At 57.6% G+C, this 23,103-nt stretch carries 15 protein-coding genes; 2 read left to right on the top strand and 13 right to left on the bottom strand.

The features are described 5' to 3' along the window. From PH551_RS05455 to PH551_RS05490, 8 genes are all read right to left on the bottom strand, one after another. A complete protein-coding gene (locus PH551_RS05455; RefSeq protein WP_285192169.1) occupies positions 1 to 5,982 on the bottom strand; it encodes a DUF3320 domain-containing protein in 5,982 nt (1,993 codons plus the stop codon). Between the two features lie 475 nt (positions 5,983 to 6,457). After that, positions 6,458 to 7,840, bottom strand: coding sequence for a ThiF family adenylyltransferase (locus tag PH551_RS05460; RefSeq protein WP_285192170.1), 1,383 nt, complete (start codon positions 7,838 to 7,840; stop codon positions 6,458 to 6,460). Between the two features lie 2 nt (positions 7,841 to 7,842). Beyond that, positions 7,843 to 8,364, bottom strand: a complete 522-nt coding sequence (locus PH551_RS05465) for an MPN domain-containing protein (RefSeq protein ID WP_285192171.1) — start codon at positions 8,362 to 8,364, stop codon at positions 7,843 to 7,845. Further along, entirely contained in the window at positions 8,318 to 8,803 is a 486-nt protein-coding gene (locus PH551_RS05470) for a DUF7665 family protein (RefSeq protein WP_285192172.1), read from the bottom strand. The genes PH551_RS05465 and PH551_RS05470 overlap by 47 nt, the downstream gene beginning before the upstream one ends. Before the next feature lies 1 nt (position 8,804). Beyond that, on the bottom strand, positions 8,805 to 9,296 hold the full coding sequence (locus PH551_RS05475) for a hypothetical protein (RefSeq protein ID WP_285192173.1): 492 nt from the start codon (positions 9,294 to 9,296) through the stop codon (positions 8,805 to 8,807). 74 nt (positions 9,297 to 9,370) lie between these two features. Next, the gene (locus PH551_RS05480) at positions 9,371 to 12,706 is read right to left on the bottom strand and encodes a UvrD-helicase domain-containing protein (protein ID WP_285192174.1); all 3,336 of its coding nucleotides are present in this window, start codon (positions 12,704 to 12,706) and stop codon (positions 9,371 to 9,373) included. Positions 12,707 to 12,708: 2 nt separating this feature from the next. Next, the gene (locus PH551_RS05485; RefSeq protein ID WP_285192175.1) at positions 12,709 to 13,332 is read right to left on the bottom strand and encodes a hypothetical protein; all 624 of its coding nucleotides are present in this window, start codon (positions 13,330 to 13,332) and stop codon (positions 12,709 to 12,711) included. Beyond that, positions 13,329 to 14,219 (bottom strand): hypothetical protein, encoded by an 891-nt coding sequence (locus PH551_RS05490; protein WP_285192176.1) that lies wholly within the window; start codon positions 14,217 to 14,219, stop codon positions 13,329 to 13,331. The genes PH551_RS05485 and PH551_RS05490 overlap by 4 nt, the downstream gene beginning before the upstream one ends. A gap of 262 nt (positions 14,220 to 14,481) precedes the next feature. Here PH551_RS05490 and PH551_RS05495 point away from each other — a divergent pair, with 262 nt between their 5' ends. Continuing rightward, entirely contained in the window at positions 14,482 to 15,387 is a 906-nt protein-coding gene (locus PH551_RS05495; RefSeq protein ID WP_285192177.1) for a restriction endonuclease, read from the top strand. Between the two features lie 1,096 nt (positions 15,388 to 16,483). Next, positions 16,484 to 17,392: a nucleotidyltransferase and HEPN domain-containing protein gene (locus PH551_RS05500; protein WP_285192178.1), complete on the top strand. Its 909-nt coding sequence runs from the start codon at positions 16,484 to 16,486 to the stop codon at positions 17,390 to 17,392. 158 nt (positions 17,393 to 17,550) lie between these two features. On the opposite strand, the gene PH551_RS05505 is transcribed toward PH551_RS05500, so the two are convergent. The 5 genes from PH551_RS05505 to PH551_RS05525 all read right to left on the bottom strand — a co-directional run bounded on the left by PH551_RS05505 (position 17,551) and on the right by PH551_RS05525 (position 22,911). Next, positions 17,551 to 18,219 (bottom strand): response regulator transcription factor, encoded by a 669-nt coding sequence (locus PH551_RS05505; RefSeq protein WP_285192179.1) that lies wholly within the window; start codon positions 18,217 to 18,219, stop codon positions 17,551 to 17,553. Between the two features lie 39 nt (positions 18,220 to 18,258). Continuing rightward, the gene (gene fabG, locus PH551_RS05510) at positions 18,259 to 19,035 is read right to left on the bottom strand and encodes a 3-oxoacyl-ACP reductase FabG (protein WP_285192180.1); all 777 of its coding nucleotides are present in this window, start codon (positions 19,033 to 19,035) and stop codon (positions 18,259 to 18,261) included. Further along, positions 19,032 to 20,741 carry an acetolactate synthase catalytic subunit gene (locus tag PH551_RS05515; RefSeq protein ID WP_285192181.1) on the bottom strand — a complete coding sequence of 570 codons (1,710 nt, stop codon included), beginning with the start codon at positions 20,739 to 20,741 and terminating at the stop codon, positions 19,032 to 19,034. The genes fabG and PH551_RS05515 overlap by 4 nt, the downstream gene beginning before the upstream one ends. A 2-nt stretch (positions 20,742 to 20,743) precedes the next feature. Next, the gene (locus PH551_RS05520; RefSeq protein WP_285192182.1) at positions 20,744 to 22,105 is read right to left on the bottom strand and encodes an aspartate aminotransferase family protein; all 1,362 of its coding nucleotides are present in this window, start codon (positions 22,103 to 22,105) and stop codon (positions 20,744 to 20,746) included. 107 nt (positions 22,106 to 22,212) lie between these two features. Then, the gene (locus PH551_RS05525; RefSeq protein WP_285192183.1) at positions 22,213 to 22,911 is read right to left on the bottom strand and encodes a GntR family transcriptional regulator; all 699 of its coding nucleotides are present in this window, start codon (positions 22,909 to 22,911) and stop codon (positions 22,213 to 22,215) included. Positions 22,912 to 23,103 lie beyond the last annotated feature (192 nt).

The following is a 23,103-nucleotide window of genomic DNA, read 5'->3' on the forward strand; positions in this document are numbered from 1 at the left end:
CTACTCGAATGAATGGGTGGTTGACATATGCTGCCGGGCTCTCGCAATGGCTTCGTCAAGGCGTGCGCGGGAGACAGCGGCAAGACGCTCGACACCAAGCAGCCGAGCCAGATCTCGCGCCGGATCTAATTGGTCCTGTAAGTCGGGATTGTCGAGTACCACAAAAGCAAGTTCCGCAAGCGGGATATCGGCGATCGATCTGCGTGCATCCTCGTTGGCTGGTTGCCGGTATGGAATAATTTCGGAAACGGCTCCGGCTTTCCAGACAAATTCGCCGCTCGATTCCTTGGTCGTGTGGAGACCGCGGAGATGAAGGTCGATCCTCTCTCGGATTCGTTCACCGGTACGCAACCAGCCATGCGCCCGCGAAATCCGCTGGGCTAATATGTCTGCGCGTACCGGGCTTTCGGTTTCGATGACCACTTCGATCATACCTCGCAAGGTATCTCTATAGCCGAATTCGAAGAACTGATCGGGATCGGCTCGGAAGCTGGACAGATCAGTGACACGATATCGCAGTCCATCCGATGCTTCGTCGCGGACCGAAGCGGCAGGTGTTTGCGTTTCCACCGATTCAAACATGCTTGAAGAGGGCGGCGTCTCCGCAGAGACGAGTTCGGTCTCGACGATCGCTGGAGGCAACGTAGCCTGCTCGACAGGAGAGGCGGCTTCGTCGTCATGAAGTTCGTCAATCCCCTCCTCGTGCCCCATATTCCAACGGGTCGCGGTGTCCTCCGTTTCCGTAGCACGGCGCGCCCTGCTCTCCTCCAGGAGGACTTCGAGGCTGGCATGGAGTCGCTCAGCGCAGCCTGTTGCATCGAACCACCAATCGGTCGACCAGACTCGCAATATGTTCCAGCCAAGGTCTCTCAACACCTGTTCACGGACCTTGTCGCGGTCCCTGGCGGTGGCCGATCCGTGGTAGGTGGCGCCATCGCACTCCACGCCCGCCAGATAGCTACCAGCCAGATCCGGATGGCGGATACCGAAATCGATCCGAAATCCGGAAATCCCAACCTGCGGCACGACTCGCCAGCCGCGCCGCTCCAATTGCGCAGCGACGGCCTCCTCGAAGGGGGAGTCGAAACTGCCGACAGAACCGATATCCTGGGCCGGCAGGGCGATTGCGCCACGCTCGGCATAGTCGAGGAATGTCTTCAGATGTTGTACGGCGAGCGCCTTGGTGCGGGTCGGGTCGATTTGGTCAGCCGTAAAACCCGAGAAGACGATGAGTTCCTGCCGCGCACGCGTCACAGCAACATTGAGGCGGCGCTCGCCTCCGTCACGGTTGAGCGCGCCGAAGTCCATCGTCAGCTTGCCGGCGGCGTCCTTCCAAAACGTGATCGAAAAAAGGATAACATCTCGCTCGTCGCCCTGAACGTTCTCCAAGTTTTTGACGATCGTGGGCTCGACCCGTTCCTCGGCAAAGAACCACTCGAGCTCCTGATGGTCCCGGCGAGCGGCGTCAAGGAGATCGAGGATCAGCGACTGCTGCTGCGCGTTGAAGGTGATCACCCCAAGCGTCGGGCGATCCTTTTCAGGCAGTTTCAGCCACGCCTTCATCCGGGAAACGGCTTCTTTCGCGACAGCCTCTGCCTCGATCCGGTTGGTTCGGCTTTTCCCGCGGTCATAAATGCCGTTAGGTACCTTGCGAAGATGCACGGCACGGTCTTCGACGGCGGGCGACGGAAACGTCACCAGACGGTTCTGGTAGTAGTAGTAATTAGAGAAAGCGATCAGAGATTCGCTTCGACTGCGGTAGTGCCATCGTAAATCGCGGACCGGAATACCAGCAGCCTTCGTCTCGTCAAGAATGCTCTCCAGATCCTTCTCGTGATCGGCGACTTCCTCCTCTTCCTCGTTGCGCCCGAAGAAGTTCGTCGGCGGCAATTGCTTCGGATCCCCGACAATAATAGTCTGGCGAGCCCGCGCGATCGCGCCAACAGCATCCCAGGTTGTTATCTGCGACGCCTCATCGAAGATCACAACATCAAACAACGCCTGGTTTGGCGGGAGATACTGAGCAATGGAGAGCGGCGACATAAGCATACAGGGTGCGAGCTTTGAAAAGTTCTGCGGCATCTTGCCGATCATGTCTCGTATCGACTGGCTCGGCCGCTGTAACTCCATCTGGTAGCGCAGCAGGCCGAGTTCCGAATTGCGTGGAACGCTCTGCACGGGCGGTAATCCGTGAGCGATCACGCTGATGACACGCGAGGTAGCGTGTGATCGGACGAGATCATCGATTTCCCGAAATTCACGGATTGCGTTTTCGTGCTGGAAACGCCGGAAATTCCGCAGAACAGGATCGGCGTCGAGAACCTTCGGGAGCCACCACCTGGCGTACCCAAGGCGAAATGCAGCTCGCGCTTCATCGGGTCGGATCACACCATTCTCAATCTGTTCGACCAGAGAGGACAGGTTCCCGTGCATTGCCCGGCTTCTGATCCGGCACCATGCTGACCAATCGCGAAGCAGATGTCTTGCGCTGATGAGAGCATCAAGTTTGTCCCTAAGCGTCGTAAGGTCGACCACGTCGTTCTCAACGAAGCCGTCCCAGCCTGCAATCGTGCTGAAGCGCTGTCGCGCTTCTTTAAAGCCTTCGACTGCGGCGAGAAGCCTCTCTCCCGCCTGCCGGACACCATCGCTTTCAACCGCGGCTTGGAGTGATGGCGCGATGATGCGGAGCGCCGATCGTATCTCCTCCTGATCACGTCCCGGAACCGGCATGGTGGCACGAAACTCTCGCGCCAGTTCGAGAATTTGCGCTATGGCTCCGACATCTGTATCCAGGCCGCGTATTGGCAAAGATTTTCCGTTCAATAGATTCTGGTCGATCGCCGACAGGCAGTCCTTCATGCGGCGCAACAGTGGGAGGTCCCGCTCCGGCTCCGCGGTACCTTTATCGGCATAACTTTGCAGCAGCTTTTGAATTTTGCGCTTGCCAAGCATCGCGTTCGGCCAAAACGAAGCGTTTGCCTCTCGCCATTGGCGATCCAGCACGTCCGGATCGAGGTCGCGGATGGCGGAGGTGCCATAAGATGCAGCGAGTCCGCGCTCTGCGTCGCGATAGGCCTCGATAGAATGTCCAAGACTTTCTAGCGCTTCGGCGCATCGCGCGAAATCCCGATCGAATACGATCGTGATGTCGCGACCTCGGCTTTTCTGTAGTGCTCGCGCAAGACCTTCCAATCCCTGGAGTTCGGCTTGTGACAACCGTTCCCGCGGCTTCAGGCCGATCCTCACAAAATACCCATCGATTGAGCTGGCCAACAGATCGATCGCGTTCTGCAATGATTGTGCGGACGCTAACAACCCATCCTGCCAGCCGGAACTCCATTCGCCAACCCTGATAAGGTCTAGTGCTGGCTGCCGCTCGACCGATGCGAAGACGAGGCCGAGTTCGCCCGCAAGATCTTCAAGCTCGCGTAGCGTCTGCGCGTCATGAGCGTCCCGTTCCAACCATGACAAACTTGGTGCCGGAGCGTCCACAGCCTTGAGAGCGATTCCTAATGCCAGATAAGGCGTCCACCCGTTCGGATAACGATTGTGCAAAGCCTCGACGTAAGCGTTGAGCTCGTCGCGGCGCAATCGAAGACGCTCGTTGATCGCGACCCACTCAGACGCATCGGTCCGACCACCATGCTCCCAGGCTGCCTTGAGCTGTCCAAGGAAATGTCGGCGATCAGCCTTGTGCGAGTGCAATTCGATGCAATGATCTCCGAGGCCATGCGTGCGTAACCGACGATAGACAACGTCGAGCGCAGCCGTCTTTTCAGCGACGAACAGGACCGTCTTCCCCACCGCAAGGCAGTTCGCGATCATGTTTGCGATGGTCTGACTCTTGCCCGTACCGGGAGGACCGACAATGACGAAATCCCGCCCCTCGGCAGCCGCGAGGCTTGCCGCTGTCTGCGATGAATCTGAAGGAAGAAGGCAAATTATGTCTGCCGGCGCATACGCATGATCGAGCTCACGTTCATCGCGAAACGCCGATAGTCCGCCGCCTTCTTGGAAGGCTTCCTCGGGGGTGTCGATCAGATGGCGGACCACCCGGTTCTCGCGAAGCGCCTCGGTGCGTTCGACGAGGTCCTTCCACATGAGGAATTTCGCAAAGGAGAAGGTCGACAACGCTGTCTCGTCCACAACCTCCATACCGGGCACGTCCCGGACCGCCTGCCGCATCATAGCGAGAAGACGTGGCACATCGACCCCATTGTCATCGAGCGGCAGATCGCCACTGAACTGGGGAAGCGTCAGGTCGAAATCCCGTTCCAGAAATTGCAAAAGGGTCGCATTGAAGCGCGGCTCATCCTCATGAAAGCGCATCGTGAAGCGCGAACTGGCGCTGCGGCGCTCAAGCTTCACCGGAACCAATAGAAGCGGCGCCCGATAACTGCGCTCATCCTCCGGTTTCTTCTTCCACCGCAGGAAGCCAACGGCAAGAAAGAGGGTGTTTGCTCCGCCCTCGGCAAAATCATTACGAACCTGCCTGTACAGGTCGATCAATCGAGCCTCGAGCTGTTGAGTGTCCAGTGGCGACGGAAGTTCGTCTCTCAGTAGAGCTTCGGCAGCAAAATTGCGCTGAAGATCGCGGCCGTGCACGTCACGATAGAGCGCCGCGTCCCGTTCACCGAGTGGGTTCTGTTCGGGCAACGAAATGATCCGTACTGCAGCGCCATTCGCGAGTCGGTCTTCGAGATAGGCAACGTCGGTACAAAGAAACGGAATCGTCTTCCTCGATTCGGGAAAGTTGAGGAGCCGGTTGCGAAGGGTGAGATCCAACAGCTTCTTCTGCCATCGGTCGATGCGGCCGGCGGCGGTGGTCGGTTTGACCTCGATGATGTCAGCCGGTAACTCGCCAAAACTGGGGGCTGAGGGAAGTGGTAGATCTGCGACGGGTGATATTTCGTCATCGAGGACATTGCGCCGGATCGGCTCATGTGAGGCGAGTGGCATGACCCCGCCGCTTCTCGATCGCCTGACATCGATCGCCGCGACGAATGCGTGAGCCTCGCCTTCTCCGAGACGTCTGTCTAAGGCTCGCTGTGCACTTTCCAAGGTCATGGCAGGGCGATGCGTTACGCCGGTCGATTCAAAAGCCATCAACTCGCGCGATGCCACGGCCTTTCGGACCTCCATATGATCCGTCTCGATCGCATGGGCGAAAGTTCTCTTGGACAGCCATACACCAACTGCCGCATGCCCATCGAACATCAAGACGACCGGATGCAATCCGGCGGCTTCCAGCCCGGCGGCAAAAAGAAGGGTAATGTCAAGGCAGGTCGCCAGCCGCTCCTCGGCAATTTTGCTGGGACGCCGAATCTTCTGGCCGCGACTTTCAAAACTTGCCGGCGGCTCTGCGTAGTGCAACCCCATCCCGGCAACGGCTGAATAGATAGCTGCGGTGATCATGTAGGCCCGCTTAGGATCGTGCGACTGATAGCCGTCCAATCCTCCCGGCTGACCGTGTGCAGCTAGCCTTTCCGCGGCCATCCGCAGGATTTGGGCAACTCCCGGATCGTTCGGCATAACGAAGGCTGGTAGCAGTTGCACCATATCTGCAACGCCTCCCCATTCGTCTCGCGCAAGCAGTCTGACGGGAAGGCGTCGTTCGTCCAGAATCTCTCCATCCCTGGACAGGCGTAGCGTGATCTCACCGCGCTCTGCCTCATTAAGGCCTGACAGATAGCCGGGGTCGAATTCGACTTTTCGATCGGCCAGAGGGAGTCGATCGCCCGGCATCAGACGATCAACTATCCACGACTTCGGTCTTAGGAACGAAGGCGAAGACGTCAAATCGAGGCGGCAGTTTTCAAAATGCCTATCAGTATTATTCTCAATCAAGATCGATCGGATGACCGGAATGGCATTTTGGTAAGATGCGTAGGTGAAGCTGGCCGCAACATCGACAACAATCGCAGGATTGTCGGATCTATCGGTTGCCTGTTCCTCGGCGTTACTATTTTCGAAAACCTGCATCGCTGTCCCCCTAGAGGGAGAGACTAGCGGCGTTTCTCAACTTTAAGAAGATGTTTGTTTTGGTTGGAGAAGAATTTTAAGAGGTTTTTGCAGGGCCACGCATCACGCCATTTCTATTGTATCAAGCGCTTGTGGAAGTCATCTCTCTACCTAGGACAATGAAGATAAAGAGGCAAAGCGAGCATTCGGTTGAACGGAATCGAACTGCCGACTGCTTCACGAACGCGAATCGAAGAGCGCTCGTACGAGAGCCTCGAAATTCGGGGCACGCATCTCGATACAGTGCTGCGCCACTCAGGGCGTTCGAAATCGCCAGGAAGCGAATCCGTTGCGAATGATCGCAAAGTCCATAAGCATTTCGCGTCCATTTCGAGGCGCGGCAATTTCTTTCAATGTTTCCTCTACTGATTACCTCCGCGAAGTGACGGCGGCTCGCGATGCGGTTGCCTGCCGTTCAACCAGCGGGAGTATCCATTTAACGCGTTCCTTGCGCAGCACGCCGGCAATGAACAAAACCAAAAGCATATGGTTCTGCATCCGTCGACCAGACCGTCTCAACGTCGGCAAGAGCAAGTGTCGAGACAGACAATACTTCTACCGCGCGGCCGGAATGCAACCGACGAAGCACCTCAGAGACAGCAAGACACCCCGCTATCAGTCCGACAAACGGTACGGCGATCGTGCGAGTTGCCAGGTGAACAAGCCCACAATCGTCCATCCCATCTTTGGTAAGCGCGGCATAGGCCGGCGCATCCCGAAAGGATGGATTCGACTGACCGATTTGCCGACCCCAAATCAATCCCGAACTTCTTGATGCGGGAAACGTATGAACAGCAATGCTTTGAAAGGAATCGAGGCCTGCACCAAGGCCGGCTTCTACAACAAGTCCGAAACCGGCCTTGTCGAGAGCAGAACGAGCCTCGGCGTTATCAACGCCGCACAACGCGACGCCTGGTTCCGATATTGTGCGCCGGCTCCAATCACCGAATAGGCGTTCTTCGAGCATGGTTTCGAAACCACGTTCCTCGAGCCATCTTGCCATGACGCGTGTTTTCCTCGCTCCTACATCGTTGGGAAACGACAGAAGCGAAGTGCTGTAATTGGAGACACCTATCTTGTCGATGTCTTGAAGCATCAGTCTTGCCTTATGTGCGCCATCGAAATCGAGTGATGCTATAGCCCAGGCATACGCTTGCCCAAGATTGCCGAGACCGATCAGCCAAAGCGAGGCGGGAAGGTAGGCCAGTTCGGGTTCGTCGCCTTCGAAGCACCAATCGGCATCGGGATTCCATAAGGACAAACCTGCGGATCGTCGTCCCGCAAGCGCATGCGTTTTCGAAAAGAAAGCGAATGCTTCCGCCGCGCATACCGCTGACGCGAGCACTGGTGCAAGGCTGATCGCCCGCCGCTCGTCGAGCCGCTTCTGCCCCTCCATCACCACGCCCCCGCGCCACCCGCTCCATGTCAGACGCCATTGCGGCGCTGTATTCGGCGACCGTACGGCATCGCCGATGAGGACGACCGGGCAGCTCGAGCGTTCACCGCCGGCTATGGAGTGCGTGCCTCCGAGTTCGAGGACAACCTCGCGAACGTTTCGGCCTGCATAAAGCGGCGACGTCGCAACGCAGTCGGGCGCGTCGACAACTTCGACGCCGCCAAGAAAGGTCCTGGAAGCGAGGTTTACCAAAGTGAACAAAGCAGTTTGTTCTAAGCCAGACAACGCCAGAGATTCGGAGACCCTGATAGACAGGCTGAAAGACCCGAGGATCGCCATCGCCTCGGCGTGGCTGGCAGCCTTTCCGCTGTCCATGAAATATTTGGCGGTGCGATGCAGTTCATCGGCGGTGATAATGGACATCTTCAGCTCCACATTCCAACGTAGAAGAAATTCGGTTGATGCGATCCGGACCTATCCATCCACTGATGACCGCCACGATACTGATATATGCCGATCTCGGACATGCCGACGGGCGGGCAGGCGAAATTGGGGATGATCAAGGCGATGTGGCCGGCGCGGGCCACCATAGGGTTCGTTCTGTCGGACCAACTCTGATCCGCCCCCCCGGGGTGCGTGTGGACGTCAGCGACGACAGTTAAACTGCGGTGTCTGCAAATCGCCCAGAGCCGGGAAAATGCGTCTCCGTGAAGAATGCAGACGCCACTGTCATAGGCGGCCCGATCGAGGTCATCGTAATAGACCACGCCCAGGATGTTCCGCTTCTCGCCCGAGATCGTGCCAAGGAGGAAAGCGCCTGCCTCGTGTCGGCCAGCGCCGCGTCGCTCGAGCTCGCCGAGCACCTCATTCCAAAGGCTGAGCGAGCAACGAATAGCGTGATTAGGCGCTACGAACGCCCGAATAATCGCTCTGATGGAAAAGGTCATAGATCTGCTCCAGGTAGCCGACGATGCCGCGCTCGGGGTTCCACAAACGGCTCGGGTGCTCGGTTCGCCAATTTTCGTGACCTTCGATGGAATATCGATCGCACGGAAGGTAAAGGCATTCGCCATTCCGCCATTCGGGGCGGAACACCGCCGGGACGTGCGAAACGCCCGTCGGCCATTTCGCGGCGCTCAGCTGGCCATTCACTTGGACATCCCAAGGCTGCGCCGTAACCGGAACTTGCGGATATCCTGAGCATTCGAACCGAAAGGCATATTCTGAAGGCGCTGCGTTTCTCGGCGGCGCTGAAACAGCGATCGTGGCATGCGGCCAAGAGAGCTGAACCAAGCGCCACCTACCGTCAAACTGGCCGCACCGGAAACCCGGGGCGGCGAGATCGCGTTCCAACAACAGGCGATCGGGAGGATAGGCGACGTCCATCTCAGCCCTCGACGCGCTTTTCCGGAACGAGGTCGAAGCAGACGGCGCAAGTATGATTGTCCGTCAGTTCCTGCAGAGTGGTGTCGCTGGAAGGACGCTTCGTCGAATTGCATAGCTGCAGCACATGTTCGGCGGCATCCTTGGGGTTGATCTTGAACTTGCGGACCGCCCATTCCTTGACAGTGCGGACGCGTGTGCCAGGCGCAAAACGGTGTTCATCGGAGTGCTCGAGGTAGTTTACCGTCGTCGCGATGCGTCGGCAGCGGGTGACATGAATGCGAAGGCCGTCATTTAGGTGATTGAGCGGATCGGTAAGGTTCTTCGATACGGGCTCTTCGGCATCGCCGAGGAACACGTGCGTTTCGCCATCGACGGCGATGCCGGCTTTCGCCAAAACGTCGTGAAGGTCGCGAACCGTCGCGGCGCTGTTGAGGAGACCTTCAACCAGATCGCCGCGGCTGTGACCCAACATAAACACAGTAATGATGCTCATTTTGCTTCCTTTCGTCGGGTCCCGGTGACCCACATAAAGAAAGCGGCTTGAGGCTCAAAAAATGGGGCGCGCTCCTAACCGGTGCAACGAAAATAGTAGGGGCAGTTCGGGCAGTATCGACGGTCTGCATTCTCAGTGCCGAAATCGCCCGCCTCAATGCTCGAAATGACGGTTTCGTACTCTTTCAGATTTTTGGCATCAGTCTTCGACGAAGACGGTACACGTTCGCCCGTGGACAAATAGAGTGTTTCGACCTCGATTTTCTTTCCCGGGTGGTTGATCTCCGCACCGCGCCTGAGGATGGAATAAATGGGCTTTTCCGGTTCGGATTTCGTTTTCCGCCCGGTTCTCACCCTCTGAACGCGCACGGTATTCCCCTCTTTCACCACCCTATCCGGCCTTACCGAGATCACGTTCGCGCCGAGCGGTACCGTCCACTCGACGCGCTGGTCACTCCCTGGCTCTGACGCGACGATGATTGCCATCCGGCTTATCATTTCCCGCGCGATATTTAGGTAGAAGCCTGCAAAACCGTGCGTAAGTGGGCCGCTTTCTTCCCAAATCGACTCGAGCTGTTTCACTGCCGCATCCGCGCCCACCTGTTGTCCGGACCGCACCTGTTCTTCGACCCAGTTCACTGTCTCGTAAACACAGCGGTGGAAAGCGACGTAGGGTGATTCGTCTCTTCCTCCTCGTAGGGCGTCCACAATCTGATAACGGTAGCGGCGGCCGCATTGGAGATAGATGTCGAGATCACTCACGGGGTAGACGTCTTGCCGAGGAACGGGCATCAGAGGGCGGGCGCCACCTTGATCTGAACTGGCCTGCGCTCGACGACCGGCTTTCAGTCGCAACGGCGGAAGGAATGCAGATTCACCAGCTTTTCGCGTCTTGTATGTCTCCGCCCGGGTCAGCGACAGGTAATCCCTCGCTCGGGAGAGTGCGACGAAAAACAGGCATTCCTCTTCAGCTTGATGGTCGTCGCGATCCATCGCCAAACGCTCCAGGCCAGTGGGAGGGACATATCGGACACCGCGCCAGGAGCCCGGCATGTAGCCGGTGGCGAGTGCGGGCAAATGAACGGCTTCGAATTCAAGACCTTTGCTGCCGTGGATAGTCATGACGCGAACGGCGTCCATTTCAGTCGCTTCCGACGAGATCGATCTGTAGGCAGTATCTTCGTTTAGCGCCTCGATGCGTCGTATCCGCGCCAAAAACTTCTTTCTGCTCTTCTCTCCCAACGCGGCGAACTCCCCGCAAACCTTCAAAACCTGATAGATTGCGACCAGTTGCTGCTGCGCGGACGGGCTATTGTTGGTCAGGAGAGGCTGGAGATATGCGCTTCTGTCGATTAGCCAACTCGTCAAAAGCGTCCATGGGGAAGCGTTTTCCAGTCCCGACACCTCCGATCCGAGCTTTGCAAGACCTCGTGCACCCTCCGGCGAAATATCGACGACTTCGGCGGCCCGTCCAAGTGCTTCGTAAATCGCGAGATTATTGGCTTTCGCCCACCGTATGACTCGAAGTGAATCGTCTTCCGGCACGGCGTAGTCTCGCAAGGCCGCCACGCGTGGCAATCCGACTGCCCCATGTTCAGCATCCAGTGCAAGCAGCGAAAGAAGGTCCCGAACTTCCTGGCGCTCGAAAAGGTCGCCCAGGTAAAGCAATGGCACTCCAAGGCTCTCCAGAACCCCCGTGATGCGTGACAGTGTCAGATGAGATCGCGCCAAAATGGTTTGACCAGCGAAGGCGACGCCGCGCTCTTTCAGCTCTAATATCTTGTCTTTAATTGCTTCGGCCTCGGCGACAACCGAAGGGGCGACCGTCATCGCCACCTCTTCGGCCGTCTGTCCGTCCCGGGAAAGGCGCTGGACGTTCCAGGTGCCCGACATGCTCCTGCCGCCACCCATCGACGCCGAGAACGTCTCGAAGGCACGGACGACGGGACCAAGGGATCGGTAGTTGTTGGTGAGCGCTGTCCGCGTTCCCCCGAAATCTCCTACAAACCTTGTCACATTGGTGGGTTCGGCACCGCGGAACCTATAAATCGATTGCCGGCCGTCGGCGACCACCCACAGACTTGCGCCCGCCTCGTGAATTGCCCGGAGCATCTCGGCACTGGCAAAATTGACGTCCTGATATTCATCGACCAACACCTGCGAGAAACCGGCAATGTAAGACTTCACAGCCGCATTGTTGCGAATGAGATAGTTCGCCAGTCTGACGCAGTCCCCGAAATCGACCGCGTCGCGCTCGATTAGACATTCCTCGTAAATTCGGTATATCTCGGCGATCTCGAGTGACCGTTCCGCTTTTTCTATCTCATCGTCCCCGACCGCTGCGCGCAAATCTACAGTTGCGGCCGCTGCCAACTGCTCATGCGACACAAGCTCGTCTTTGCAGCGCGAGATCACTTTCAGGACGTGCGCGAGTTCGTAAGCGGGTTCATAGAGGTTCTGATAATGCTTTAGGGACAACCGCTCCAGGTTGTCTTCAAGGATAGCAAGCGAGCCCGCCTGATCGATCACACGGACCTTGGTCGTCCGTCCGAGCTGGCCCGGCCATTTCATAATCAACTCGAGGCCAAAGGCGTGGAACGTTCCGACCCACATTTCTATGGACGCATCCGCGTTCATCGCGGACAGGCGATCCCTCATCTCTTCCGCCGCCTTGTTCGAGAACGTCAGGGCCAAGAATTCTCCGGGCGACGTACCATTTCCGAGGAGATGCTCAATACGATGGATGAGGGTCCGGGTTTTTCCGGTACCCGGGCCGGCATCCACCAACAACGGACCCCCGCTCCAGGTCGCGGCAATCCGCTGGCTTTCGTCCAGCTCGATCTTCGGTCCGGGCTCGGCCGCCGTCGGTGGCGCGCTCAACGGTGGCAGCAGTAGTGCCCGGACCATCTGGTTCATTACGAGATTGAACGGTAGCTCGAGTTCAGCGGCGATGTCGGACGGTCTCTTGCCCCTGAGATATTCCTCCTTCAACCACTCGGCCGGACAAAGAAATTCTCCCGCGAAGACATCGGCTTGCTGTTCCTTTCTTTCCCGAGCCGAATAACCTTCAACTCGACCAGCACCGCTATCGACGGGGTCGCCGCCGAGGCCGCCGGTCGATAAAGTCACCTCGCTGTGGGGATCGTTATGCAGATGGAGATGCCCGATCTCATGGGCAATCACCACGCGCTCGTCGATTGGTTTCTGATCTGGCGATAGGTTGACCAAAAGAGCCGTTCGATCAAGAGATCCTAACGTGCCCTTCCCAAGATCGATGCGGCGTATTTCCAGATCGTCGATTTCAAGGGCCGCGGCGATGATCGACGCAGCTCTCCTGTCACCCCGGGATCGTTCGAGCGCCTGCCGATGACATTCACGTGCTTTCCGTCTGACATCGCTCCAACTGTCCATGATCAGGTTTCTCCCAACCAGTATTTCTTCCGTTCCTGGGCCATGTTGCTACCTGCAATGACCTCGGCATAACTTCGCCGTGGTATGATCGGCGGTCCGGATGACTTCGCGTGCTGGAGCGTGGGGTTGTCGAAAGCGTGCTTGTAGGCGCGCTGGAACGTCGCTTCGCTTATTCCAAAAAAACCGCGAACGGCGTCGACGAGCATCCGCCCAACGGGCTCGGTCATCCAGCCGTTAAAGAGATCGGCAAGCACATCTCGGCCGATGCCGAGTTCCCTTGCCACCTCATGAACCCTCTGGCCTCTCCGTTCCAGCATTTCGTGAAAGTCAATCGACGGCTCGGCCTCCCCGGTCGCCGCTTCGCTTTCACTTTGGAAAAGAGCGTTCAAAACGCGGCTGTGTGCCCTTGCCATCATTGTGTCGCTGATCGGCAGATCGGTCGGCTCGCCCATCGAATCGGCGGCGTCCCAATCAAGCGTGATTGCTGCATGAATGCGAATATCCTCCGCAAACTCGGGATAACGCTCGGTCCACTCGATTATCTGCGCCCCCGTGGGGTGCGGACATGCGACGTGGAACTCGTAAAGCGCACGATCGCGGTCGTTTTCTCGGGGTGATCTGATCATTGTCTTCCTCCACTCGTGGCGCTGTCGAGTAATGTAACCTCCTTATGTTGGGAGAGTTGTTCCTGCACTTCGGCAATCCAGCTCCCGACAGTTTTTCTGTCGACGCCAAGCGCCTTGGCTATGGAAGGGCCGCTATTCGAATGGATCGGGATGCGATTCATATGAAGACGAAAGGCAAGACGCTTCCTCAGGTCAGCGACTGCCAAAAGTATCCGCTCATTATCGATGGTCTCGTCCAGTTCTTTGACGCCGGCGAACAGGTCTGCATCGCCGATCGTCTCCGCGTTAAAGTCCATGTCTTCACCGTCGTTATCGCACGCTTCCGCGGATCGACAATCGGCGCGAATGCTTTCATTGCTGCCGCCGAGTTCATGGCCATCTTCATGCTGCTCGACATCCGAATCTGTTGGGCGACCGAGTTGTTCCGTCTTGGCCTGTTCCTCGAGTGCGATCTCCGATTGGGTGTCGGCGTCCGCCGCCTTCCATGCCAGTTCATCGGTCGGAATACGAGAATGCTTGAACTCAGTCGCTATGGCATCCTTGATGCGGAAGCTGACCCGGGCCGAGAATGCCGTCCTCAGTGCCTTGCCGTCTGCCGAAGCGGGATCGAAAAGTGCGGTGAGAAGCTCGGTATGGACGCGGTCGATGATATCGCAGCCTTGGTTGGGATGATTGAAGCCGACTCTGTTCCGAAGCATCCGCATCAATGCATTCGAAATTCGGAACGCCAGAGGCTCGCGAACACGTCTGTTCGTCTCCGGCCCAAGGTCCTGCAACGCAGCGACCAGTACCTCGAGCTTGAACTCGCCAAGGCGATCTTTTGCGATCGCCTCGCGCCAAAAATCGAGATTACCCGGTGACGGAGAAGGTGCACCCCTTACATTCATTTTCGTTATCTCCGGCGTCGTTAAAAGTTTCTCCCCTGAGAGACAGCGGCGCGAGCACAAAAAAATGGGAACCGTCTGAAGAAAAAATCCGCCAACCGTCCATTATCCATCCGGGGTAGAATAACTGATTCTTGTGAAATCAACCCATAGATGTTCCGACCGTTACCTTAATCGCGCCTAACCTCTTTGGCTGTGGCGTTGAGAGAAAACCATTGAGGATAGGCAATGCCAGCTGGATTTCAAGGAAATACCCGAAGCTCACGTGGCGACCGGCCGTCAGGACACCTTCGAGCTGTTCGCCCGTGATTTCTTCAAGCTCCTTGGCTATGAGATCGCCTCGGACCCGGATCGCGGAGCCGATGGCGGCAGCGACATTAAGCTGATCGAGCGCCGCGTGGGAGTCGGCGGAGAGACGATTGTTCGCTGGCTTGTCAGCTGCAAACACAAGGTTTCCAGCGGGAAGTCCGTCTCCACAACTGACGACAGCAATATCGGCGACCGAGTCAAAGCGAACGGATGCGACGGTTTTATCGGGTTCTACTCGACTTTGGCCAGTTCCGGGCTGAGGACTATAGTGTCCGGGCTGGGAATCCCGTTTCACATTTTCGACCGAGAAAAAATCGAGGGGCATCTGCTCCATTCGTCACGCGGCCTGGAGTTGGCTAAACGTTACTTTCCGCAGTCTATCAAAAGCTGGAGCAACGACAATCCGACGCCTGCCCAATTATTTAGAGAGCAGCCACATTTACCATGCGAGATTTGTGGGACCAATCTTCTGGAGAAACCGGGCAAGGGGATCGTTTCGCTGTGGCAAAGGATGCGTGAGACCCCTCAGCAAGCAAGCGCGTTCGAGCAAATCCACTTCACATGCTTCGGCCATTGTGACGACGTCGTAAAGACACGCCTCCGCGGCAGCAAGCTCATAGATGGGTGGGAGGACATCCAGGATATTTCGATACCAACCGTCTACATCCGTTGGATCATGTCCGTTCTAAACGAGATGCGCTCGGGTGTGACCTACTCGGACGATGCGTTTGATCATTTGAAGGAATTGCTGCTTCAGCTGTTTCCGTATGTCGCACGCCATCCAACTCAAAAGGAAAGCGAACGCCTCCGCGAACTTGCCATTATCCCGGCCTGGATGGGTGGATTGGGCTATTCGGATTGAAGGTAAGCCACCTCGCTGTGGCCGCCTCTCGCCGGCTTGGTTCTGTCGATGAGTAAATGAACTGAGCACTACAGCCGGCCGCGCCAATGATCATCGCCACGCGGCCAGCGCCGCAATAGTTGGTGATCTCCGGCGGCGGCGCCCTAACTTTACCACCCCATCTCAAAGTGTAGAAGGAAGCTGCCCTGATTATCAACTTATTAACCATCTGAATTTGCATCGTTCTTCTCTAAGGCGGAAGCCAATCCAGCATTCACTTCTGTCACAAATATTGAAGTTGTGAACAACGTCTCACCTCCGATAAGTACTGCTTATCGGAAGTGATTGATTCCAAAGGGCAAATGTCGGTCTTCCTGGCTCGGCGGAAATGATTGATTTTCCGGGGCTTCAAGGGTGATTTCGCTTGGGATGTCCGGACTCACCGAAACAGACTCCGAGGGCCGCCGGCGCGCACGCGGCCCCTGCTTTTCTTCGAATTCAGAGTGTGCCACGCTTCGCAAGAGCCTCCTGCTTGCGTAACCATCTCCAAATCCGCTATTGTTCCAGCATTTCCGCCACAGAAACACGCTGGCGCGCATTTGCCTACGCAGACGCTCTGTTGCTCGTCTCCTTATGGCGACTAGAGCCTGGCAAGCCGCTTTTGACGTATAAAGCACGCTTGCGACTGAACGTTTTATAACGCGTGGCATAGCTGTACAAAGCTTTCTAACGGACGCGGGAAAGGTAATGCAACAACCGACGCGGACGGCCCTGCGCTTTACTGTGAGCAATTTTTGTCCGCGATGAACGAACAAAAAAGGTCAAAGTTAAAGTCAATGCTGGAAGGAGTTACGGTACCTTGCTGCTGTCTCGAAAACGAGGTGACCACCCCGGAGCAGATGACGGCATTTTCGATTGCCATGAGGAAATCTTAGACACGATCGCGCGCTCACAACGCCGCCGGCGTCTGCTGACACAGACGGCGATTAGGGCGGTAGACCGCCAGCAGTCTATCTTAACGTTGAGGTAAGTAATCGTTGCCGAAATCATCGTCGACCATCGGAACCCTTAAAACTGCGGGTGGACGGTGCGGGATCTTTCGCCTACCGATAGTGCAATGAAGTCGTCCCTCGATCATATCCCCCTTCGCAAACAGCGCGAGATTGGCCGTGTTCTGGAAATCCTGCACGAGGAATTCGAGGACGCGCTGAAAGACGGCACCGCCGAATTCAAGAAGCGCGGCCGAATTCTGAAGATCATTCTGTTCGGCTCCTACGCGACAGGCGGCTGGGTGGACGAACCCTTCACTATGAAGGGCTATCGATCCGACTTCGATCTGCTGATCATCGTCAATAATCGCAAGCTGTGCTCGTTCGCCGAGTACTGGCACAAGGCCGCTGACCGGCTGATCCATGACAAGTCCATCGAAACGCCAGTTAGCTTCATCGTCCATTCCCGGCGCGAGGTGAACACCTACCTGAAGGAGGGGCAGTACTTCTTCTCGGACATCCGCAGGGAGGGGATCGTTCTATATGAATTAGACGATGAGCCGCTCCCAGAGCCTAAGCCACTCTCGGCAATCGATCGGCTTCGTGTCGCAAATGAGCATTATGAGGACAGGCTTCCGCTTGCTCGATCCTTCTTAAAGATTGCAACGTCTTGCATAAACCAAAACGACCTACGCGTTGCGGCATTCCAGCTCCATCAGGCGTTAGAACAAGCCTATTCCTGTGTCCTGCTGACGCTCACCAATTACAGCCAGCCTTCCCACAACATCAAATTCCTCCGGTCCCTCGCCGAAGAACAGGACCGGCGCTTTGCCGAAGCCTTTCCTCGGGATCAGCATCGCGAGCGCGCCTGGTTCAACACGCTCAACGAGGCATACGTGAAGGCGCGTTATTCCAAGCATTTCGAGATCAGCGAGGAGGCTCTGGGGTGGCTGGCAGAGCAAACGGCTTTGTTGCTTGAGCTGGTTCAGACCGCTTGCTCCGAGCATTTGGATAGGCTCAGGCGGAACGGCGGCTAACCGCGTGGCCTGATTTGCAGTCAGACGTCACTTAAGTCCCACGCAGCCTCGAAGCTGGTGCCTTTGGCAATTCATCTTCAAAGTGTTCGAGAACCTCGCCCTTTTAGACGACCGCATTCCCATCCTCAAAACGCGTCGCAGCTACACGAGATGCGCCTTCACGCCTCGTAAAGCTCAGCAGCATAGCCTACACCGTAGACGGTCCGGATCCGCAGGTTCCGAACTCCCGCGGTCGCTCTTCGAAGGCGCCCGATATGCACGTCGACTGTCCGCCGGTCCACCGCCCTCGGATTGGGCCAGACGGCCTCAATGAGTTGCTCTCGGGTGCTGATTTCTCCTTGCCTTCCTACCAGAAACCGGAGGATTCGCGCCTCGATCGGCGCAAGGTTTATTCTCTTCCCTGCGACAACAACGGCATGTTGCTCGACGACCAAATCGGCAGGGATCACAAAACTTGACGATGTCGCAGGCTCCGGCTGCGCCCTTATGTTTTTCAGAAAGGCAAGAAGCTTTGACGGCGACAAGGGACGCGTAATGACGTCTTCAAGGCCTGCCCTAATCAATTGCAGGTGCTGTACACCCATATTCGCGCCGATGAGCGCCCCGACGGGAAGTCCGGCTTCCTTTAACAGCGCACATATCGACGCGATTCTCGGCCAGCCTGCACAATCCAGGAGGACTGCGGAAATTGCTGCTGATGTGCAGGCGTCCACTGCATCGCCTTCAGTTGCTGCTAGCCGAGCCTCGAAACCTTCGCGGTGCAGAATATGGGCAAGCAGCAGGTAAAGTTCGGGATCCTGCGAGCAAACCAGAATGACAGCGGTCATATCGATCGCCTCTGCGTTCGTTAAAATGAGCAGTCAGCCTCAACTCGGCGCGAACTCGCCGCCGTTCACATCGATGATGGCTCCATTAACGAACCCGGCATCTTCCGTCGCGAGGAACGCGATAACGGCAGCGACTTCGTCCGGATCACCAAGCCGGCCCGCCGGAATGCGGGTGAGTGCGTCGATGTTGGTCTTCGTTTCCGGGGATCCGGTCAATGGCGTAAGAATGCGACCCGGCGCCACGACATTCGATGTTATGCCGTATTGAGCATACTGGGAGACCAGCACGCGGGATAACCCTGAAAGGGCCGCCTTTGATGCGACATAACTCGCCCCGGCAATCCGCGGTCTCGTCCGGCCAGCGAGAGATCCCACGAAAATGATGCGGCCATAGCCTTTCTCCTTCATGGCGGGCAGAACCGCCTGGCAGCACAACATCGAACCCGTGAGATTGACAGTGAGTACGTCGTTCCACTCTTCGAGGGAAAGGTTGGCGACGTCAGGAGGCCCTTCGGGACCTTTGGGCGAAATCCCGGCATTGCAGACGAGAATTTCAGGCACCCCTAAGACATCAGCGACCTCACTAAAGAAATCTCGGATGGCCGCCGGCTCTCGGATATCAACCTGTCGTGCAAGCGACATCCCCGACCCGAAAGCTCCGGCAAGTGCCGCGCGCGCGGCCGTGACGCTTGCCTCGCCATGGCTGAAGACGGCGACTCTATGACCGGCGCTGAGCAGACGAAACGCGGTGGCAAGACCGATCCCCGTCGTGCCGCCGCTGATGACCGCAACCCTCGCGCTGCCAGCGGCGTTCATGCCGCTTGATCCATTGCAGCGAACAACGACAGCGGCGGATGCGCGCCAGCCTCGGTCATAACTTCCATCAGCAGGGGGCCGTCCCCTGACAGGCCCAGTTCAAGGTATCGAGGAAGATCAACGGGATCGAAGATGCGGACTGCCGGGCAGCCGCAGGCTTCGGCAATTTTCTGATGGTCGACATCTGCAAAGTTGCAGGCGGTGGTGAAGCTGCCGAACTTGACAGTTTCCGCGTCACGCTGAAAGCCGAGGACGCCGTTATTCAAGACGATGATCAGGACGGGCAGCTTGCTCCGCACCATGGTCTCAAGTTCCGCCCAGCTATGGGCGAAGCCGCCATCCCCCACGACAGCCACCACCGGCTTTTCCGGTCTCGCAGCCTTGGCGCCGAGTGCAAGTGGCACGCCCCACCCAAGTCCAGCAAGGCCTCGCGGCGAGATGAAACGCATGCCCGGCGAAAGCGCCCTCAGGTGGCCGGCAACCCACATGGACGAGTAGCTGGCGTCAGCGACGACGGTCGCATCAGCCGTTAGCACCCGTTGAAGTTCGAACATGATCCGTTCAGGTCGGATGGGACTGGCGTCCGAACGGGCAACGGATTGCCGTTCCGTGTCGAACGCGTGCCAGAACCCGGCTATACGAGAAGCCACGTCGTTGCGCTTCGATGCGCGATAAGAAAGATCGCGGCCAGCAAGTGCCCCGCGGAGCGCGCCGATGGTTTCGGCGGCATCGCCGGTCAACCTGACCGCCTCATAGGTGCGTCCGATTTCGGAGGGATCGACATCGACGTGGATGACGGAGGCGGAGCGGGGAATTTGACGCCAGCTATCCGTGCCATTCTGGTTGGTTCGCGTCCCGACCAGAATGACGAGGTCTGCTTCTTCGACCAGCGCAATCGTGTGGCGTCCGAGTGACCTTGGTCCAACGAGTGCGCCCAGAACCCCGGCCGAAAGGGGATGGAATTCGTCGACCGCACCTTTGCCCATGTTTGTCGTGATGACGGGAAGCGAGGCCTCGTCCTGTAGTGCCGAGAGTTCGCCGGCGGCGCGGCTTGCATGAACGCCGCCTCCGGCGATAATGATGGGTGCTTGAGCTGCCGCAATCATCGATGCTGCCCGTTCGATGTCGCTGTCGCGTGGACGCGATCGATCAAGCGGCCAATGGCCGAGAGCCGCCTCGCGCCGAAATGCTGACGGCGCAATCTTCTCTCGCAACAGGTCCGCGGGAAGCAGTAGCGCGACCGGTCCTGGTCGGCCCGACACCGCTGCCGTGAAGGCAGCGTCGACATAATCGTCGATGCGTTCCGCAACGATCACCTTGCGCACCCATTTCGTGCAGGATTGGAACAGGGCGAGATGGTCGAGTTCCTGGAATGCATTGCGATCCGCCTGGTCTCGTTCAACGTCCTGGACAAGGGCGACAATCGGTACGCTGGCCTTAAGCGCTTCGGCCAGCGGGGGAACGAGAAGCGTTGCGGCGGGTCCGTTTTGCGCTGCGACGACGCCGACCTTACCGGAGAGACGCGCATAGCCATCAGCCATGGTCCCTCCCATGTTTTCTTGACGGTATGCGACCTGACGGATGCCAATTGCTTCGGCGGCTAGGATCACCGCAGAAGGCAGGCTCTGAGCGAAAATATGGGTGACGTCGTGTCTCTTGAGAGAATGCGCAATACGTTCGGCGACGGCGAAAACATCAGTTGCCATGGTTACATGCCTGCTTCTGTTGGGTTTGCTTCAAGGGCTGAAAGGAAGTCTGCGAAGGCAGAAACTACCGCGTCAGCGTCAGCCGTCGTCATTGCCGTCGATAGGCAAGCCGCAGCGCCATTGGGCAGCAGAATGCCGCACTCAAGGAAATGCCTCGAGAGCCTCGCCATCAATTCCGCCTCTGCAGGCTCCAGATAAGCCTCACGGAAATCTGTTGGCGCCTTGCTCTTCGGATGAATGCGAAACAATGATGCGGCCCCTGTTACGCTGAAGGCTGCGCCTCGACGCTCGATCTCCCTGCGAAGACCGGCCCGGATGCTGTCGCCAAGGCTCTCGAGCGAGGCGAACGCGGCCTCCGTTATCGCCTCCATCGCGACCCGCCCCGCGACCATCGATACGGGATTTGTCGAAAACGTGCCGCCTTGCGGAAGCAGCGGCTTGCCGCTGTCGCTCGCAAAGACCTGCATGACCTCCTTGCGCCCACCAATTGCCCCGACCGGAAAACCGCCGCCGATGATCTTCCCTGCGGCGATCAGGTCGGGCTGCAAACCGTAGCGGGCCGAAGCGCCCATATAGGACTGTCGAAGATTGAGGACTTCGTCGGCAACTACGAGAATGCCATGTTGCCTGGCGATCGCACCAATGGCTGCAAGGAAACTCGGTTCAGGCGCAATCAGTCCGGCGCGGCTCGGCATCGGATCAATGAGGATACAGGCGAGTGACGGGGCTGCCGAGGCAATCCGACGATCAAGATCTTCGACGTCGTTGAAACGGATGACGGTCACCTCTTCGCCAACCGCGGGGGGCATGCCACGATAAGCGGGTACGGCTGGCGACCGCTGCGGGTCGTTCCAAATGGCCGGCAATACCGCTTGCCCCGTTTCGGCCCAGTCATAAGCGCCGTGATAGGCGCCTTCGATTCTTGCAATGCCTGGCCGGCAGGTGAAGGCCCGGGCAGCCTTGATCGCAAACATCACAGCCTCGGTCCCGCTGTTGACGAAGCGAATATGTTCGATCGCCGGGATGCGCTCGATCAACAGCTCGGCCAGCGTGATCTCGTGCTCGGTGGGGTTGGAGAAGCACGTTCCGCGATGAAGAAGATCCGCAACCGCGTCGGCAATTGGAAGGAAGCCGTGGCCGTGGATAAGCGTCGTGAAATTATTGTTGAGATCGAGGAGCCGGTTGCCATCAACATCGATGAGATAGGCTCCCTCCCCGCGCGAAATGTAAAGCGGACTCGGCTCATGATCCACCGTGACCCGCGTTATTCCCGTTGGGAAGACGCGCCGCCCCCTCTTGAAGTAATGTTCTGACCGCGACCGGGAGAAAACCCGGCCGCTGCGCGATAAGTCTGGATGAAACATTGGATCCTCTCCGGTCAACGCGGGTCGTCGCACGACCCTTCATAATTTTGTTGTAACAAAAATCATGAACCAGAAGAAGTTGCAACAAAAATTTGCTGCGACCGATGCTATTGCCGCCTCAGGCGCTCCTGCGCCGCTTTCTTCAAGCGGCGATAGCCGTCCCGAATGTCACTTTCCATCGCTGCACGAACCGCAGAGGGATCCTTGTCCACCAACCCCTCTATTGCAGCCATGTGGTTGCGAACGCCGTATTTCGCTTCCGCAAATTCAGGATAAAGGTCGTGGAAGGAGGCGCCTACCCTTAACCAGAGGGCTTCGATGGTCGAAAGGAGGTGCGGCATCTCACAAAGCCGATAGATCGTAAAGTGGAATTCCTTGTTGTCATGGAGGGCATCGGAATAGCGCCTTTCATCAAGTGACAATGTTATTTTGTCTTGCAGCGCCAAGAGCTTGGCAACGACGTCATCAGTTGCGCGAAGTGCGCCTTTTTCGGTCGCCAATCCCTCAAGCGCCAGCCGCATCTGGGTAACCTCATAGAGCGCGGCGAGATCGAGATGCGGCACGATAACAGTCTTGGGTCCCGCCATGACGAGCGCGCCCTCGAAGACAAGCCTGTTGAGTGCCTCGCGTGCCGGCGTTGAGCCAATGTTCAGCATTTCGGCAACCGAGCGAATCGGCAGCTTGTGCCCCGGCTTGTATGTGCCGCGCGTGAGTTGCTCCTTCATGGATGAATAGGCGAAGTCACTCAGGCGGCCGGACTGCTCGTCCGACGCCCGCGCTTCCTCTGCGGTTGTATTGTTGTTCATTTTCGACCCCCATGCGTTGACATCGTCACAATTTTGTTGCAACAAAAATAACTGACACCCCAAACGATAACGTAATGTGACAGCATAACGGGATCGTGAACATCCGCAACGTTGCGGTTGCGGGACGCATGCCCAGCAAGCCGCCGATCTTTTCGGCGTAGCACTCACAGCACCGGCCGCATCCACCGGCCG

This window comes from Rhizobium atlanticum, assembly GCF_030182485.1.
GTDB lineage: Bacteria > Pseudomonadota > Alphaproteobacteria > Rhizobiales > Rhizobiaceae > Rhizobium.